Annotated in this window: 14 protein-coding genes and 1 pseudogene; 3 read left to right on the forward strand and 12 right to left on the reverse strand. The window is 63.3% G+C overall.

All coding sequences use genetic code 11. From position 1 onward, the window contains the following. Nucleotides 1-3 precede the first annotated feature (3 nt). Nucleotides 4-186, forward strand: a complete 183-nt coding sequence (locus AC5RV1_RS12200; RefSeq protein ID WP_493994730.1) for a hypothetical protein — start codon at nucleotides 4-6, stop codon at nucleotides 184-186. Between the two features lie 415 nt (nucleotides 187-601). Here the strand turns inward: AC5RV1_RS12200 and AC5RV1_RS12205 are convergent, their stop codons facing one another. From AC5RV1_RS12205 to AC5RV1_RS12245, 9 genes and pseudogenes are all read right to left on the reverse strand, one after another. Beyond that, nucleotides 602-2,059: a sugar porter family MFS transporter gene (locus AC5RV1_RS12205; protein ID WP_493994731.1), complete on the reverse strand. Its 1,458-nt coding sequence runs from the start codon at nucleotides 2,057-2,059 to the stop codon at nucleotides 602-604. Between the two features lie 11 nt (nucleotides 2,060-2,070). Further along, nucleotides 2,071-2,943, reverse strand: a complete 873-nt coding sequence (locus AC5RV1_RS12210) for a sugar phosphate isomerase/epimerase family protein (RefSeq protein WP_493994732.1) — start codon at nucleotides 2,941-2,943, stop codon at nucleotides 2,071-2,073. A 42-nt stretch (nucleotides 2,944-2,985) separates the two neighbouring features. Continuing rightward, nucleotides 2,986-3,999 (reverse strand): Gfo/Idh/MocA family protein, encoded by a 1,014-nt coding sequence (locus tag AC5RV1_RS12215; RefSeq protein ID WP_493994733.1) that lies wholly within the window; start codon nucleotides 3,997-3,999, stop codon nucleotides 2,986-2,988. A gap of 33 nt (nucleotides 4,000-4,032) precedes the next feature. Beyond that, complete coding sequence (locus tag AC5RV1_RS12220) at nucleotides 4,033-4,950, reverse strand: sugar phosphate isomerase/epimerase family protein (protein ID WP_493994734.1); 918 nt, start codon at nucleotides 4,948-4,950, stop codon at nucleotides 4,033-4,035. A gap of 185 nt (nucleotides 4,951-5,135) precedes the next feature. After that, nucleotides 5,136-6,644, reverse strand: a pseudogene (locus AC5RV1_RS12225) (CoA-acylating methylmalonate-semialdehyde dehydrogenase); the annotation flags it as partial. 45 nt (nucleotides 6,645-6,689) lie between these two features. Beyond that, nucleotides 6,690-8,618: a 3D-(3,5/4)-trihydroxycyclohexane-1,2-dione acylhydrolase (decyclizing) gene (iolD, locus tag AC5RV1_RS12230; RefSeq protein ID WP_493994735.1), complete on the reverse strand. Its 1,929-nt coding sequence runs from the start codon at nucleotides 8,616-8,618 to the stop codon at nucleotides 6,690-6,692. Nucleotides 8,619-8,658: 40 nt separating this feature from the next. Then, nucleotides 8,659-9,609 carry a Cgl0159 family (beta/alpha)8-fold protein gene (locus tag AC5RV1_RS12235; protein WP_493949036.1) on the reverse strand — a complete coding sequence of 317 codons (951 nt, stop codon included), beginning with the start codon at nucleotides 9,607-9,609 and terminating at the stop codon, nucleotides 8,659-8,661. Next, complete coding sequence (gene iolC / locus AC5RV1_RS12240; protein WP_493949035.1) at nucleotides 9,606-10,610, reverse strand: 5-dehydro-2-deoxygluconokinase; 1,005 nt, start codon at nucleotides 10,608-10,610, stop codon at nucleotides 9,606-9,608. Before iolC ends, AC5RV1_RS12235 begins: the two co-directional genes overlap by 4 nt. A gap of 182 nt (nucleotides 10,611-10,792) precedes the next feature. Next, nucleotides 10,793-11,197 carry a tautomerase family protein gene (locus AC5RV1_RS12245; protein ID WP_493994736.1) on the reverse strand — a complete coding sequence of 135 codons (405 nt, stop codon included), beginning with the start codon at nucleotides 11,195-11,197 and terminating at the stop codon, nucleotides 10,793-10,795. 149 nt (nucleotides 11,198-11,346) lie between these two features. Here AC5RV1_RS12245 and AC5RV1_RS12250 point away from each other — a divergent pair, with 149 nt between their 5' ends. Both AC5RV1_RS12250 and AC5RV1_RS12255 read left to right on the forward strand, forming a co-directional pair. Then, nucleotides 11,347-11,706 (forward strand): ArsR/SmtB family transcription factor, encoded by a 360-nt coding sequence (locus AC5RV1_RS12250; protein ID WP_493994737.1) that lies wholly within the window; start codon nucleotides 11,347-11,349, stop codon nucleotides 11,704-11,706. Beyond that, a complete protein-coding gene (locus AC5RV1_RS12255) occupies nucleotides 11,703-12,185 on the forward strand; it encodes an SRPBCC family protein (RefSeq protein WP_493994738.1) in 483 nt (160 codons plus the stop codon). The genes AC5RV1_RS12250 and AC5RV1_RS12255 overlap by 4 nt, the downstream gene beginning before the upstream one ends. Nucleotides 12,186-12,332: 147 nt before the next feature. Here the strand turns inward: AC5RV1_RS12255 and sucD are convergent, their stop codons facing one another. The 3 genes from sucD to AC5RV1_RS12270 form a co-directional block, all read right to left on the reverse strand. Continuing rightward, nucleotides 12,333-13,235, reverse strand: a complete 903-nt coding sequence (sucD, locus tag AC5RV1_RS12260) for a succinate--CoA ligase subunit alpha (RefSeq protein WP_493994739.1) — start codon at nucleotides 13,233-13,235, stop codon at nucleotides 12,333-12,335. Between the two features lie 12 nt (nucleotides 13,236-13,247). Next, entirely contained in the window at nucleotides 13,248-14,417 is a 1,170-nt protein-coding gene (sucC, locus tag AC5RV1_RS12265; RefSeq protein ID WP_493949031.1) for an ADP-forming succinate--CoA ligase subunit beta, read from the reverse strand. Nucleotides 14,418-14,639: 222 nt separating this feature from the next. Further along, entirely contained in the window at nucleotides 14,640-15,338 is a 699-nt protein-coding gene (locus tag AC5RV1_RS12270) for a hypothetical protein (protein WP_493994740.1), read from the reverse strand. Nucleotides 15,339-15,392: the final 54 nt, after the last annotated feature.

The following is a 15,392-nucleotide window of genomic DNA, read 5'->3' on the forward strand; positions in this document are numbered from 1 at the left end:
CGAATGATGCGGATCGGCATTGTGGACTATGGAGCAGGCGGCCGGTACTTCCATGCCCCGTTTGTGGAAGCGGCCGACGGCGTGGAACTCGCCGGGGTGGTGGCCAGGTCGGCGGCGAACCGGCGCCCACAGCGAAAGACGCCAGGGAGCTGGAACTCGCGGCCAGCCAGGCCGGGGTTGTCCTGAACGTCTATCACAACCGGCGGCGTGACGCCGATATCTTCACTCTCGCGAACGTCCTTGCATCAGGGAAACTCGGTGAGCTGTGGCGGGTCCACTCGTTTGGTCCCAGTGGCGGACTCCTCCGGGATTTTGGCAGCCACCTTGTGGACCAGATGCTGTGGTTCCTGGGTCCTGCCATCTCTTTATGCCGGCTTCTACGCGGAATTCGCCCGCGCTGTCAGGGGGAAGGCCCCGAACCGGTACCGGCGGCTGAAGGGGTACGGACACTGGAGGTTCTTGACGCCGCCGGAAAAGCGCGATGCGGAACGCGGTGATTGCGCTCTAGCACCGCCCTCATCCTGGACGCAGAAACGCCCGACGCCGGCCGGCGTCGGGCGTTTCTTGTGGCGCCTGGTGCGCCGCCCCGTGGTTGAGGGCCTTAGGCGTCCACGCGGGAACGTTCCTTGAACAGGTGCTCGAGCTCCTCGAGGGACTTGTCCTTGGTTTCCGGGACCACCCGCTTGACCCAAACGATGGCGCCGAGCTGCAGCGCCACAAAGATGAGGAACGTAGCCGAAACACCGATCCACGCGACCATCTGTGGGAAAAAGAAACCTATGAGGAAGTTGACCATCCAGAGCACAAAAACGCAGATACCCATAGCAACGCCACGGACGTGCATCGGAAAGATCTCGGACATGGTCAGCCAGGTGACGGTGCCAATGCAGCCCTGCATGGAGGCCAGGAACGTCACCATGAACAGCAGAACCAGGTAACCGCGCAGGGTGCTTTCCGGCAGGGCGAAGGAGATAATCGCGATCGCCAGCAGGGACGAGGACGTGCCGCACAGTCCCACTATAAGCATGGGTTTACGGCGTACCCGCGACATCAGGTACATACCTATGACCACGGCCACCACAGAGGTGATGCCGTTGAGGACATTCGCGAGCAGTGCGCCACGGTCACCGAATCCCGACGAGGACAGGATGGACGTACCGTAGTACATGATCGCGTTCACGCCGCTGATTTGGTTGATGATGGCCATGCCGAGACCCACTACGAAGATCCTGCGGATCCACGGGACGGTGAGGTCCTTGACCGTTCCGAGTTTGGCTTGGTAATCCTCCCTGGCCGCCTGCCGGACCTCGTCGAACTCTGCTGACACGTCCCCGGCAGCGCGAGTGGAGCGCAGCACCTCCAGGACGGCGCCGAACCTGCCGGCGGACGCAAGCCAGCGAGGGCTTTCCGGCAGGACGAGCATCCCGAACCAGAGCACTACGGCCGGCAACGTAGCAATCACGAGCATCCAGCGCCAGATGTTCGCTTCTTCAGGAAACAAGTTGCCCAGCACCGCGTTGAACGTGAAGGCCAGGAACTGCCCGGTGACGATCATCAGTTCGTTCTGCGTGACGATTCGGCCGCGGTGGGCCGCCGGCGACATCTCCGCGAGGTATACAGGGACGATCACCGAAGCACCACCCACGGCGAGGCCCAACAAGGTCCTTGCCGCTATCAGCAGTTCAATACTCGGCGAAAGAGTGCAGAAGATGGTGGCGACGACGAAGATCAGTGCCAGCCCCATGATGGTTTTCCGCCGGCCGAAGCGGTCCGATAGGCGTCCGGCACTGATGGCACCAAATGCTGCACCGAAGAGGAGCGTGGAGGTGACGAGCCCTTCAGTCAGCGGAGTAAGGCCAAGATCCCGCTGCATAAAGGGCAGTGCGCCGTTGATGACGCCAGTATCGTAGCCGAACAGCAGGCCGCCGAAGGTGGAGAAGAGCGCCACCTTCCGCATGAATTTCTTCGGGTCGGAGGACTTTGACGGTGTGGAGTTTCCTGCAATGCCGGACGTTCCCACCGCGCGGGGCGCGGTCGTGGTTCCTTTGCTGTTTTCCATCCGCGCCTCCACTACTTCGTTTTGGCGATATAGTCCTGCATCGTCTCCAGCTGGTACCGGGAGACGTCCTCGGCCTTCTCGTCCTCAGCGAAGACGCTGGACACCATCACCGTGTTGTCCTTGTCCAGGAAGCCGATCTCCTTCAGGCCGCCGAAGAACTCGTCCCAGTTCACGTCGCCGTCGCCGATTTTCAGGTGCTGGTGCACACGCACGGCGTTGCCCGGCGGGTTGGTGATGTAACGCAAGCCATGGGAGGCGTTGTGGTCCATGGAGTCAGAAACGTGGACCAGGCGAAGTTTGTCACCGGCGGCCCGCATGATCTCCAACGGCTTGTTGCCCATGTGGAACGAGTGCGAGGCCACGTAGACCATGCCGATGTTGGGCGAGTTGACTCCGCGGATAACGCGAATGGCGGCCAGGCCGTCTTCGACGAAGTCGTCCGGATGCGGGTCGATCAGGACATCCAGTCCCTCGCGCTCAATGATCGGGAGCAGTTCCTCCATGGAGCGGTAGAAGGCCCGCTCGGATTCTTCGGCTTTCTCCGGGCGGCCACTAAATTCAGTATTCATGGTGCTGACGCCCAGGTCCACCGTGATTTGGATGGCACGCTTCCAGTAGCGGACAGCTGCCTCGCGGGCATCCTCGTCCGGACCGGACCAGCGGAGCACAGGGAGCACTGAGGCGATTTCCACGCCGGCATCCTTGCAGGCCTTGTTCATCTTCGTAACGAGTTCGTCGTCTGCTTTTGGGTGGTTATAAAAGGGGATTAAGTCTGCATGCGGTGTCATCTGCAGGTATTTGTAGCCCAGGTCCGCAGCCACGCGGGGAAATTCCAGCAGGTTGTGGCTGTGGTGGAACGGGGTGGGGTCAAGCGCGATTTTCACGGGGAACACTCCATTATGGATGAGTCAGGAATAGAAGGGCTGCTAGCTGTAGAGGGCTGGCTTGGCGGCCAGCTTTACTGCCACCTTTTCGCCGTTCTTCTGCGCCTCGACGCCGGCTTCGCAGCAGGCCGCAGTGGCGTAACCATCCCAGGCGGTGGGGCCACCGATCTCGCCCCTGAGCGCAGCGTCCACCCATGACTGGATTTCGACGTCGTACGCCGCGCCGAATCGCTCTTCGAACCCGGGAGTGACGTTGCCGCCCCAGCGGCCGGCGCTGCGGGTGTAGGGTCCCTTGTCGCCGCCGATGCTGACAACGCCTTCTTCGAATGACGCCTGGGTACCAACCTCATAGCCGTACTTTGCGTTGACAAAGATTTCGACGTCGGCCAGGACTCCGGATTCAGTTTCCAGCAGGACGTGCTGGGGGTCGTGCTGGCCGGCCGGGGCATTCCTGGTGGCCTTGCCCAGGCGGACCTGGATGCTGGTGATTTCCTCGCCCGTGAAGAACCGGATGGCGTCAAACTCGTGGACCACGGAGTCGTTGATCAGCATCTCATTAGTGAAGCCGGCCGGCGTCGTGGGGTTGCGGTGCTGGTGGTGCAGCATCAGCAGCTCACCCAACTCATGGTTGCGGATGATCTGTCCGAGTGCGGCGTATTCGGCGTCAAAGCGGCGCATGAATCCAACCTGGATGCGCTTGTGGCCCAGTGCAACCTCGGCCTGGACGATCTTCCAGGAGGACTCGGCGTCCGGGGTCAGCGGCTTCTCGCACAGGATCGGGATGTCCTTGGCAATCGCCTTGAGCAGGATGTCCTCGTGCAGGAAGCCGGGCGTGGCAATGAGTACTGCGTTGACATCACCGTTATTGAGGGCTTCCTCGGCGTCGGCAAGGGCTACGGCGCCTGGGATGCCTGCGACAGCTGCCTGGGCGCGGGCAAGGTCAACGTCCACGACGGCGGCAATTTCGGCTCCGTGAATGCGGGTGTAAAGGCGCTGGATGTGGTCAGCGCCCATGCGCCCGGCGCCGATGACGGCGACGCGGAGGGTTTCAGTCATTGTTTCGTTCCTTAGTGTCTGTGGCGGATGCGGTTAGCTGACAGCAGTACGGGAACCGCAGGACAGCAGATAGTTGCGGGTGCGCTTGGCGATCGGCATGGGCACATCGAAGGCAACCGGATACATGTCCTGTTCCACGATGCCGAAGATGGGCCGGTTGAGTGCCTCCACGGCTTCGATGACGGCCTGGAGGTCCGGCAGGCCGTTCGGCGGCTCGGTCATGACGCCAGCCAGGTTGGCTGCGGCCCAGGTCATGTTTTCCTCGTTGACCTTCTTCAGGATCTCCGGATTGATCTGCTTCAGGTGCAGGTAGCCGATCCGCTCCGGGTAGTTCTTGATGAGCTCAAGGCTGGAGGCGCCGCAGTATTCGGCGTGGCCGGTGTCCAAGCAAAGGTTCAGGTACTGCGGATCCGTGGCGGCCAGGAGGGTTTCAATGTCCTCCTGCGCGCCAACGTGGGAGTCGGCGTGGGAGTGGAATTGCTGCTTCAGGCCGAAGTCCTCCAGCAGGGTCTTGCCCAGGCGGTTGTGCCCGCCGAACAGGTCGCTCCAGGCCTTGTCGCTGAGCGTGCCGCTTTCCACGGCTTCACCGGTGACGTCGTCGCGCCACATGGCCGGGATGACCACGATGTGCTCGCCGCCCATGGCTGCCGTCAGTTCAGCCACCTTGCGGGCCGGCTCCCAGGCGGTCTCCCACTGGTCCAGCCCGCGGTGGAAAGCGGTGAAGACGGTGCCGGCGGTGACCTTGAGGTCGCGCTGCTTGAGCTCCTCCGCGAGGCGGCTGGGGTCGGTCGGAAGGTAACCGTAAGGGCCCAGCTCAATCCACTTGTAGCCGGATTCGGCGACCTCGTCCAGGAACCGCTCCCACGGCGTCTGCTTGGGGTCATCCGGGAACCAGACGCCCCAGGAGTCCGGCGCGGTGCCGATGATGAGCTTGTTCTCTTGGTCTGTCATGACAGCGTTGTCTTTCTGTTGTCGGGGTGCTCAGCTGGGATGGCGTAGGTCGAAAGGGGTCAGTCGCGCCGTCCGCGGCCTTCAGTTGCATCGTCGGCCCGGCCCGGAACGGAGTCTTCTCCGTGCGCCAGCTCGTCAGGGAGTCCTTCTGCGATTCCGTCGTGGCGCACTGCATGGTCGTCGGCGTGGGAGGGAAAGTTGTAGGAGGCGCCCGAAGCGGCGGTGGATTCGGGCCAGCGGGAGGTGACGACCTTGCCGCGGGTGTAGAAAGAGACGCCCTCGGGGCCGTAGATGTGCTTGTCACCGAACAGGGAGGCTTTCCATCCACCGAAGGAGTGGTACGCCACAGGAACGGGCAGCGGCACGTTGATCCCGATCATGCCGACGGTCACGGAGCGTTGGAAGGTACGGGCGTGGGCGCCGGAGGAGGTGAAGATGGCGGTGCCGTTGCCGTACGGGTTGGCGTTGATCAGGTTGATGCCGTCTTCGAGGCTGGCGACGCGGACAACCACGAGGACGGGTCCGAAAATTTCCTCGGTGTAGGCGGTCATTCCGGTCTTGACGTGGTCGATGACGGTCGGGCCTACCCAGAAGCCGTCTTCGTGGCCCGGGACCACCAGGTCGCGGCCGTCAACCACCATGGCGGCACCGGCTTGTTCTGCCTCGGTGACGATCTTGACGATGCGTTCCTTGGAGGCAGGGGTGATGACCGGGCCCATTTCCGCGTCGGGCGCGGTGCCGTTGTTCACCTTCACGGCCAGTGCGCGCTCTTCGACCTTCTTGACGATCAGGTCCGCGGCGTCCGCAACGGCGACGGCGACGGAGATGGCCATGCAGCGTTCCCCCGCAGAGCCGAAGGCAGCGGCGGCAAGGTGGTCGGCGGCGTTGTCAAGGTCGGCGTCGGGCATGACGATGGCGTGGTTCTTCGCCCCGCCCAGGGCCTGGACGCGCTTGCCGTGCTTGGTGGCGGTTTCGTGGACGTACTGGGCGATCGGGGTGGAGCCGACGAAGGAGATGCCGTCCACGTCCGGGTGGGTGAGCAGCCCGTCGACGGTTTCCTTGTCGCCGTGCAGGACCTGGAACACGCCGTCGGGCAGGCCGGCCTCCGTCCACAGCTTGGCCAGCAGCATGGACGCGGAGGGGTCGCGTTCGGAGGGCTTGAGGATGAACGCGTTGCCGGTGGCGATCGCCATCGGCGCCATCCACAACGGCACCATGACGGGGAAGTTGAACGGGGTGATCCCGGCGACCACGCCGAGGGGCTCGCGGAAGGAGAACACGTCGATGCCGGTGGAGACCTGGTCCGAGTAATCGCCCTTGAGCAGGGTGGGGATGCCGCAGGCGTACTCGATCACTTCCAGGCCGCGGCCGATCTCGCCCTTGGCGTCGGACAGGACCTTGCCATGCTCGGCCGTGATCAGGGCGGCGAGCTCGTCCACATGGGCGGCGACGAGTTCGCGGAACTTGAACAGGACGGCGGTGCGCTTGGCCAGAGAGATGTCGCCCCAGTTGTCGGCGGCTTCGCGGGCGGCGGCGACGGTGGCGTCCAGGTCGGCGCGGTTGGCCAGCCGCAGCTCCGCAGTAACCTGACCCGTGGCCGGGTTATAGACGGACGTGGTGCGCTCACCCTCGCCGGCAGTTTCGGCACCGTTGATGAAGTGGTTGATGGTGGAGGTCTCGGTGGTGACAGTCATGGCGACTCTTCCTTGAGTTGAAAACGTGCGGGGTCGAGGAGGGATTCAGCCGAGCAGTTTGCGCTGGCGTGACTTGTGATCGGTGTAGGTCTGGAAAGCAGCTTTGGTGGAGTCCAGTTCGGAGACCTGGGAGACGGGCACATCCCACCATGACTCGGAGGACGGGGCATCCAGCAGCGGATCGGATTCGACATGGATCAGGATCGGGCCGCCCCGCTCGGGGGCGGCCTTGGCGTCGCGGATGGCCTGCTCCAGTTCGGCGATGACTTTTTCGCCCGGTTCGACCCGGATGACCTTCACGCCGAGTGATTCGGCGTTCAGGGCCAGGTCGACGGGCAGGATTTCACCTTCGTCGAAGCTGTGCTGTTCATTGTTCAGTGCCCGGTACTGGGTGCCGAAGCGCTGGGAACCGAGCATTTCCGAGAGGGAGCCGATGGAGGCGTAGCCGTGGTTCTGGATCAGGACCACGATCAGCTTGATGCGTTCGGCGACGGCGGTGACCAGTTCGGTGTGCATCATCAGGTAGGAGCCGTCCCCCACCATCACGACAACGTCGCGCTGGACCCCTCCGGCGGCGGCTTCGGAGAGGGCTGCACGTTTCACACCGAGGCCGCCCGGGATCTCATAGCCCATGCAGGAGTACGCGTACTCCACGTGGTAGCCGAACGGGTCGCGGACCCGCCACATCTTATGCAGGTCACCCGGCAGGGAACCGGCCGCGCAAACGACGACGTCCTGAGCGTCCATGGCCCTGCTGGTGGCGCCGATAATTTCGTTCTGTGCAGGCAGCGGGGTGTAGCGGGTATCGAATGCCTCGTCCACGGTGGCGTTCCAGCGCTTCTTCTCGGCTGCGACCTTCTGTTCCAGATCCGCGCCCACACGGTAACCGCCGAGCGCTGCGTTGAGCTTCACCAGTGCCTTCCGGGCGTCCGCCACGATCGGCAGGGTGGTGCCATGCTTGTACGCATCGATCGGTGCGACGTTGATGTTGATAAACCGTACGTCCGGGTTCTGGAACGCCGTCCGCGAGGCGGTGGTGAAATCCTCGTACCGGGTGCCGATGCCAATGATCAGGTCCGCCTCAGCCGCGAGGGCGTTGGCCGCTGTCGTGCCGGTGGAGCCGATGGCGCCCAAGGAGAACTGGTGATCCCAGGGCAGCACGCCGACGCCGGCCTGGGTGTTCCCCACCGGGATGCCGGTCAGCTCGACAAACTTCGCGAGTTCCTCGTTGGCGTAGGCGTAGAGGACACCGCCGCCGGCGATGATCAGCGGCCGCTTCGCGGCACGGATGGCCTCGGCTGCTCGCCGGATGTCGTCGTCGTCCGCGTCCGGGCGGCGGATCCGCCACTCCCGCTCGGCCAGGAACTCCTCCGGTACGTCGAACGCTTCGGCCTGGACGTCCTGCGGCAATGAAATGGTGACCGCACCGGTTTCAGCCGGGTCGGTCAGGACGCGCAGGCCGTGGTGGAACGCCGAGAACAGCTGCTCGGGCCGGTTGACCCGGTCAAAGAACTTGGACAGCGGCCGGAACGCATCATTGACGGTGATGTCGTAGGCGTGGGGCTGTTCCAGCTGCTGCAGCACCGGGTCCGCGGCGCGGGTGGCGAACGTGTCGGACGGCAGCAGCAGCACCGGGAGCCGGTTGGTGGTGGCCAGCGCGGCGCCGGTCAGCAGGTTGGAGGAGCCCGGGCCGATCGAGGTACTGATCGCAAAGGTCTGCCGGCGGCGGGTGTGCCGGGCATAGCCCACAGCCTGATGGACCTGGGCCTGCTCGTTCCGGCCCTGGTAGTACGGCATGATCGCCGGGTCCAGCTGCTGGTACTGCTTCAACGCCTGGCCCACACCGGCAACATTGCCGTGCCCGAAAATACCAAACGTCCCCGGAATCAGGCGCTCACGGTACTCAACACCATCGATCGAATCGACCGTGTACTGCTTGGAAAGGTATTCCACCACGGCCTGGGCGACCGTCATTCTGCGGGTTGCAGTTCCTAATGTTGTTCCCATGGGGAGGCTACTCCGATACTTCTTCGGTTCGGTCTGGGGTGGTGTGGCTCAGCAGTGAGGCGGCCATGGCCACGGCGCCGGCAACATCGCCGTCGGCCGGGTAGAGCAGTGTCCGTCCAACCGTGAGGCCCTGCACTCCGGGCAGGGCCAGGGCTTCCTGCCAGCTCGCGAAAACCTCGTCCTGGGTTCCATCCGGGTCACCGCCCAACAGGACAGTGGGCATGGTGGTTGCCGCCATGACGCGCTCCATCTCCGCCACCACGGGCAGCTTCATCCAGGTATAGGCGCTGGTGGAGCCCAATCCTTCAGCGATAGCGATGGACTTGATCACGGCGTCCGTGGAGAGGTCGTTACGGACCCGGCCGTTCTCCCGGACCGACAGGAACGGTTCCACCATAGCGATGAGCCTGCGCTCAGCCAGCGAGTCGATGGCCTTGGCCGTGGCCTCGAGAGTGGCAACTGTGTCCGGGTCCCCAAGGCAGATGCGGGTGAGCATCTTGCCGCCGTCGGCACCAAGCGCCTCCAGGGCAGCTGCCGTGTGGCCGGTGAAGCGGTCATCGAATTCGTTGACAAGGCCTGTCAGCCCGCCGCGGTTCATCGAGCCGAAAACGAGTTTGCCTTCCAGTGCACCCAGCAGGAGCAGGTCATCCATAATGTCGGGTGATGCCAGCACGCCATCCACGTCCGGGTTGGCCAGCGCAATCTGCAGCCGGTCCAGGAGCTGCCGGCGGTCCGCCATAGCCACCGGATCATTGCCGACGGCGAGGGCACCGCGGGCGGGGTGGTCAGCGGCGACGATGAAGTTTTGTTTGCCGTATTTGAGGCCGGGATGGCGGCGCCGTGCTTTCGCTGCCCGGGCTATAGCGTCCGGGTCTTCGAGCCGGATGGTACTAAGGTGGGCGTAGCGGCGCGGGTCGTCGTCCACGCCGTTGTTCGAGGCAAGAGGCGTGAGAGTCACAGTGCTGCTCCTTCCGTGGAGAACTGACCAGGCACCAGGCGGCCGCGTTCCACCAGCAACGAGGTGACCTCTTCCGGCGTCGGCATGGCGTCGGCGCACGAGAGGCGGGAAGCGACGATAGCGCCGGCGGCGTTGGCGTAGTCCAAAACTTGGGCCAACGGCCAGCCGGACAGCAGTCCGTGACAGAAGGCGCCCCCAAACGAGTCGCCTGCGCCCAGTCCGTTAAGGGTTTCCACCGGCACCGGCGCTGACACCACGCGCTCAGTCCGGGTTTTGGCCATAACCCCTTCGGGGCCAAGCTTGACAACGGCGATCTCAACGCCGGCGGCCAGCAGCCGGTCCGCCTGCTCATCGGGAGTGCCCTCGCCAACGGCTACGGCGCATTCCTTGTCGTTTCCGATGGCGACGGTCACGTGCGGCAGAATCTTGGCGACCTGGGCGCGCGCTTCTTCTTCGGAGTCCCAGAACATGGGCCGGTAGTCCAGGTCCAGGATGGTGAACTTGCCGTCCGCCAGCCCGGTACGCGGCCGGGCCTCATGGGCGGCAAGGTGCGCGCTGCGGCTGGGTTCCTGGCAAAGGCCCGTGACCGTGGACCAGAAAATACCGGCCTCGCGGATGGCCTCAAGGTCCAGTTCCTCTGGCCTGATCTGCAGGTCCGGAGCAGTGGGGAACCGCCCGTAGAAGTACAGCGGGAACTCGTCCGTAGCCGGCTTGATGGCACAGAAGGTCACCGCCGTCGGGTACTGCTTGACGGGTGACACGAAGGTGCCGTCGACGTTGAACTTGCGCAGTTCGCGGTGGAGGTACTTGCCGAACGCATCGTCCCCGGTGCGGGTGATGACACCCGTCCGGCGGCCATGCCGCGCGGCAGCGACGGCGACATTCGACGGAGAACCGCCAAGGTACTTCCCAAAGGACGTCACGTCCTCCAGGTCAACCCCAATGTCGTTCGGGTAGATATCAACGCTGATGCGCCCGATCGTGAGAAGCTCGTGGGTCACGGTGATCGCGGACCTTTCTGGTGTGGAACTCTAAACCTGTTCTGAGGGAGCCCTGGACTTTCTGCCGTGACCTACGCCACGGGCTCTACTTTGCCCTAGTTTGGATGTCCTGTCAAAGGTTTGTACTGACATACTTACAACAAAGTTAGAGCGCGCTACTTTTGGCACTCATCGTGCTGCGCCTACTTCCGGGGCACAGCCAGCTCCCCGGTTACATACTGGGCCCGGCCGAATCCGAAGGACCAGTCGCCGGCAGTGTTTTCGACGTAGCCGATGAAAACATCCTCGCCCGCGACCCCCACCTCAGAGAGTTCATTCGCCACCGCCGCGAACAGTCGCTGCTTCGCCTCCTGCGTCCGGCCGGCCTGAGTAAAAATTTGGATCATCACCACTCCCCCGGTCCGCTCGAACCCGAGACCGGCATCCTGGGCGAAGATCTGCCCCCGCGGGTGTTCGGTGAGGATATGGAAGTAGTCCCGCTCGGGGATGGCATATTCGGCAAGGATTGCGTCATGGATGCCCCGGCTAAGCCGCTGCAACTCCTCTGCGCTGCGGCCTTCATTCACATCAATACGCACAAGTGGCACTTTTACTCCTCTTCAACTTTGTATTGACATACTAACAAAGCTCATCCCAGCGAAACAAGGGTCGAAGGGTCTTGAAGTGGATGGCGCACACGCGTAGTCTTGAACAACCAGAACGTTGATAAACATCTAGGTTGAATAAGAAGGCCGCGATGGACACCGAGAGCATAGCGCTGGACTCGGCCTTTATGGCCCTGGCCGACCCCGTGCGGCGGAGCATCATCGCACGGCTCAGCCGGGGACCGGCCACGGTAAATGAACTGGCGGAACCATTCGAAATCTCCAAGCAGGCAGTTTCGAAGCACATCCAGGTACTCGAGCAGGCGCAGCTGGTCACCCGCACCCGGGAGGCCCAGCGCAGGCCCGTTCACCTGAACCCCGCACGGCTGGAGGCACTCACCGCCTGGATCGACCAGTACAGGTTGGTCCGCGAGGAGCAGTTCCGCAGTCTCGACGCCGTGCTTCAATCCAGCGCCGGGCATGACGGCGCCAAGGCAAAGGAAAAACAATGACCAACGCACTGAAGCTCTCAGTTCCCGAAGGCCTTCCCTTCATCGACTACGAGCGCGAGTTCGATTTCCCCGTCGCAGACGTGTTCCGGGCCCACAAGGAACCGGACCTGATCGTCCAGTGGCTTGGCCCGCGGGGCTACAAGATGGATATTGACCACTACGATTTCCGGACTGGAGGCAGCTACAGCTACCTGCATACCGGACCGGAAGGTGTCCCCTATGAGTTCAAGGGCATCTTCCACACGGTGCGCGAAAACGAGTTCGCCATCCAGACCTTCGAATTCGGCGGGTACCCGGATGTGGTCAGCCTGGAGTTCATGACGTTTGAGGACCTGGGCAACGGCCGGACGCGGCTGCGTGGACACTCGGTCTACCCCTCACAGGAGGCACGGGACGGCATGGCCCAGTCCGGCATGGAAGGCGGCATGACTGAAGGCTACGAGCGCCTGGATGAGCTGCTCACCGGCGCCAAGGTCTAGGACGCAGGAGTACGACGGCGTCAGGTCACCTCCCGGGGGAGGGTAACCTGGCGGCGTCGTCCTTAAACACCAACGCGGGGTCACTCCGTGCCCGATCCGAGTGAAGGAACGGGCCGGGAGTGACCCCGCGTTGTTCTAACTGAACTGTTAGAGGGCTGCGTAAACTTCGCGCAGCAGTTTGGCGGTCTCGGACGGCGTCTTGCCGACCTTTACGCCTGCAGCCTCAAGGGCTTCCTTCTTGGCCTGGGCGGTGCCGGCGGAGCCGGAGACGATGGCGCCGGCGTGGCCCATGGTCTTGCCTTCGGGAGCCGTGAAGCCGGCAACGTAACCAACAACCGGTTTGGTGACGTTGGCCTTGATGAAGTCCGCCGCACGCTCTTCAGCGTCACCGCCGATTTCGCCGATCATCACGATCGCCTTGGTCTCGGGGTCGGCCTCGAACGCGGCCAGGGCGTCGATGTGGGTGGTGCCGATGATCGGGTCACCGCCGATGCCGATGGCGGTGGAGAAGCCGAGGTCGCGCAGCTCGTACATCATCTGGTAGGTCAGGGTTCCGGACTTGGAAACGAGGCCGATGGGGCCCTTGCCCGTGATGTTCGCGGGGGTGATGCCCACCAGCGCTTCGCCCGGGGTGATGATGCCGGGGCAGTTCGGTCCGATGATGCGGGTGACCTGGTTGCCATCCGCGTCCACCGTTGCCTGGGCGAGGGCCCAGAATTCGGCGGAGTCCTGAACCGGCACGCCTTCGGTGATGACAACGACGAGGCCGATGCCTGCCTCGATGGCTTCCACAACCGCGCTCTTGGTGAATGCCGGCGGCACGAAGACGATGGAGACGTCAGCGCCGGTTTCTGCCATGGCTTCCTTGACGGTGCCAAAGACGGTGATCTCTTTGTCGCCGTGCAGGACCGTGGTGCCGGCCTTGCGGGCGTTCACGCCGCCGACGATGTTGGTGCCGGCTTTCAGCATCAGGGCGGTGTGCTTGGTGCCTTCTCCGCCGGTGATGCCCTGGACGATGACCTTGGAGTCTTTGTTCAGATAGATAGACATGTGGCTGTCCCTTTACTTAGCTGCGTTGGCGAGCTCGGCGGCCTTGTCGGCGCCCTCGTCCATGGTTGCGGCCAGGGTAACCAGCGGGTGGTTCGCCTCAGCCAGGATGCGGCGGCCTTCCTCAACGTTGTTGCCGTCGAGGCGGACTACCAGCGGCTTGTTCGCGTTGTGGCCCAACTCGGCCAGCGCGCCCACGATGCCCTTGGCAACGGCGTCACACGCGGTGATACCGCCGAAGACGTTCACGAACACGGACTTGACCTGCTCATCGCCCAGGATGACGTCAAGGCCTGCGGCCATGACCTCGGCGGAAGCTCCACCGCCAATGTCCAGGAAGTTGGCGGGTTTGACGTTGCCGTGGTTTTCACCGGCGTAGGCAACAACGTCAAGGGTGGACATGACCAGGCCGGCGCCGTTGCCGATGATGCCCACTTCGCCGTCCAGCTTGACGTAGTTCAGGTCCTGCGCCTTGGCCTTGGCCTCAAGCGGGTCAGCAGCGTCCTTGTCCTCGAGGAGGGCATGCTTGGCGTGGCGGAATTCCGCGTTTTCGTCGAGGGTGACCTTGCCGTCCAGTGCGACGATCTCGCCGGCGCCGGTCTTGACGAGCGGGTTGACCTCAACGAGGGTGGCGTCTTCCTTCTTGAAGACGTCCCAGAGCTTGAGGATCACGGCGGCCACCTTGCCGCGGAGTTCCTCAGCGAAGCCGGCGGCTGCGACGATTTCGTCGGCCTTGGCCTGGTCAATGCCCACTGCGGGGTCGATGGCGATCTTCGCCAGCGCCTCGGGGCGTTCGACGGCGAGCTGTTCGATTTCCATGCCGCCTTCAACCGAGCACATGGCCAGGTAGTTGCGGTTGGCCCGGTCCAGAAGGACGGAGAAGTAGTACTCCTCGGCAATGTCTGCACCCTGGGCAATCATCACCTTGTTGACGGTGTGGCCCTTGATGTCCATGCCCAGGATGTTGGTGGCGTGCTCAAGTGCCTCGTCCGCGGACTTTGCGACCTTTACGCCGCCGGCCTTGCCGCGACCGCCAACCTTGACCTGTGCCTTGACGACAGTTACGCCGCCGATCTTATCGGCAGCTGCCTTTGCTTCTTCTGGGGTGTGCGCCACGATGCCGGCAAGCACGGGTACACCGTGCGCCTCGAACATATCGCGCGCCTGGTATTCAAACAGGTCCACGGTTTAGTGTCCTTCTACGTCGAAGTAGTTTCTGTACAGTCGGACACCATCGAAGACGATGACCGGGCTGCGGAATTGCACGCACCGGCGGCCTGTTGGAAACGAGCCACGCGGCGTGATGCTCCACTGGGAACTCTAGTCCTTTGAAGGGACCGGCCCGTCCAAGACTACCGCTTATGTGAGTAAGGACACTATTCTATGGAGCGTAGAAAAACCGCGGAATTACGGGGTTTTTGAGGCCTCCGGCGGTGCTGGTGAGGCGCTTCCGGCGGACCTGGAAATCAACTCGTAACGCTCCGGTGAAACAAAGAATCCGACGCCGGCGGACACGTTTCCGCATGCCACGCCACCGTTGTAGGCCGAACAGCGAAGTCCGTTCCCTTCGAGGTTCTGCCCCTCCCCCAGTACCTGCAACTGGGCCAGGGGACCGGCCTTGCTGCCGCTGGGGCCATACGTTGCTTCCATTTGTGTGACGCCGGAACGGCATTCTCCGTAACGTGCGCTGTCCGGGGCCAGTACCGCAACACCGCCCAAATAACCCAGGTTGGTTCCAGCACAGTCGTCCTTGACGTCAACCTGCTCCGGCTTGGGGTACCGGGCGAGTTCGCAATGCGCCACGGGCACGGTTGCGAGCTTGTTGTTGGCCGTATCGCTGAAGTTGTTGGCCTCATAAGGGAGGTTGACGTGCTCACCCCGGGCTGACGTGAGGGAACAGGCAACGCTGCGGTCTTCCGTGATGAAGGAGATAATCCCGTCACCGGTGGAAAATCCTTCGGGGCTCACCAGCGCCGCCCGTTCCAGCTGTTCCAGGGGCGGCAGCGGTGCAGGCGGGACGTAACCCGGATCTTCAATAGTGATGGTGCAGGCCGTGGCCGCCGTCAGGATCAAGGCGGCGAAGATCCCCAGAACAGTCCGTCGCATGGCCCCATTATGCTTTATGGCGCCGATTCACCTGGAGCTATGGGGCCCTTGCGG

It is taken from the genome of Arthrobacter sp. Hb9-2, from assembly GCF_059091165.1.

What these genes read in the sequence shown, in the direction of transcription:
- AC5RV1_RS12200 (WP_493994730.1), top strand. Translation starts at nt 4, where the DNA reads ATGATGCGGATCGGCATTGTGGACTATGGAGCAGGCGGCCGGTACTTC.
- AC5RV1_RS12205 (WP_493994731.1), bottom strand. Translation starts at nt 2,059, where the DNA reads ATGGAAAACAGCAAAGGAACCACGACCGCGCCCCGCGCGGTGGGAACG.
- AC5RV1_RS12215 (WP_493994733.1), bottom strand. Translation starts at nt 3,999, where the DNA reads ATGACTGAAACCCTCCGCGTCGCCGTCATCGGCGCCGGGCGCATGGGC.
- AC5RV1_RS12220 (WP_493994734.1), bottom strand. Translation starts at nt 4,950, where the DNA reads ATGACAGACCAAGAGAACAAGCTCATCATCGGCACCGCGCCGGACTCC.
- iolD (WP_493994735.1), bottom strand. Translation starts at nt 8,618, where the DNA reads ATGACGGTCGCCCAGGCCGTGGTGGAATACCTTTCCAAGCAGTACACG.
- AC5RV1_RS12250 (WP_493994737.1), top strand. Translation starts at nt 11,347, where the DNA reads ATGGACACCGAGAGCATAGCGCTGGACTCGGCCTTTATGGCCCTGGCC.
- AC5RV1_RS12255 (WP_493994738.1), top strand. Translation starts at nt 11,703, where the DNA reads ATGACCAACGCACTGAAGCTCTCAGTTCCCGAAGGCCTTCCCTTCATC.
- sucD (WP_493994739.1), bottom strand. Translation starts at nt 13,235, where the DNA reads ATGTCTATCTATCTGAACAAAGACTCCAAGGTCATCGTCCAGGGCATC.
- AC5RV1_RS12270 (WP_493994740.1), bottom strand. Translation starts at nt 15,338, where the DNA reads ATGCGACGGACTGTTCTGGGGATCTTCGCCGCCTTGATCCTGACGGCG.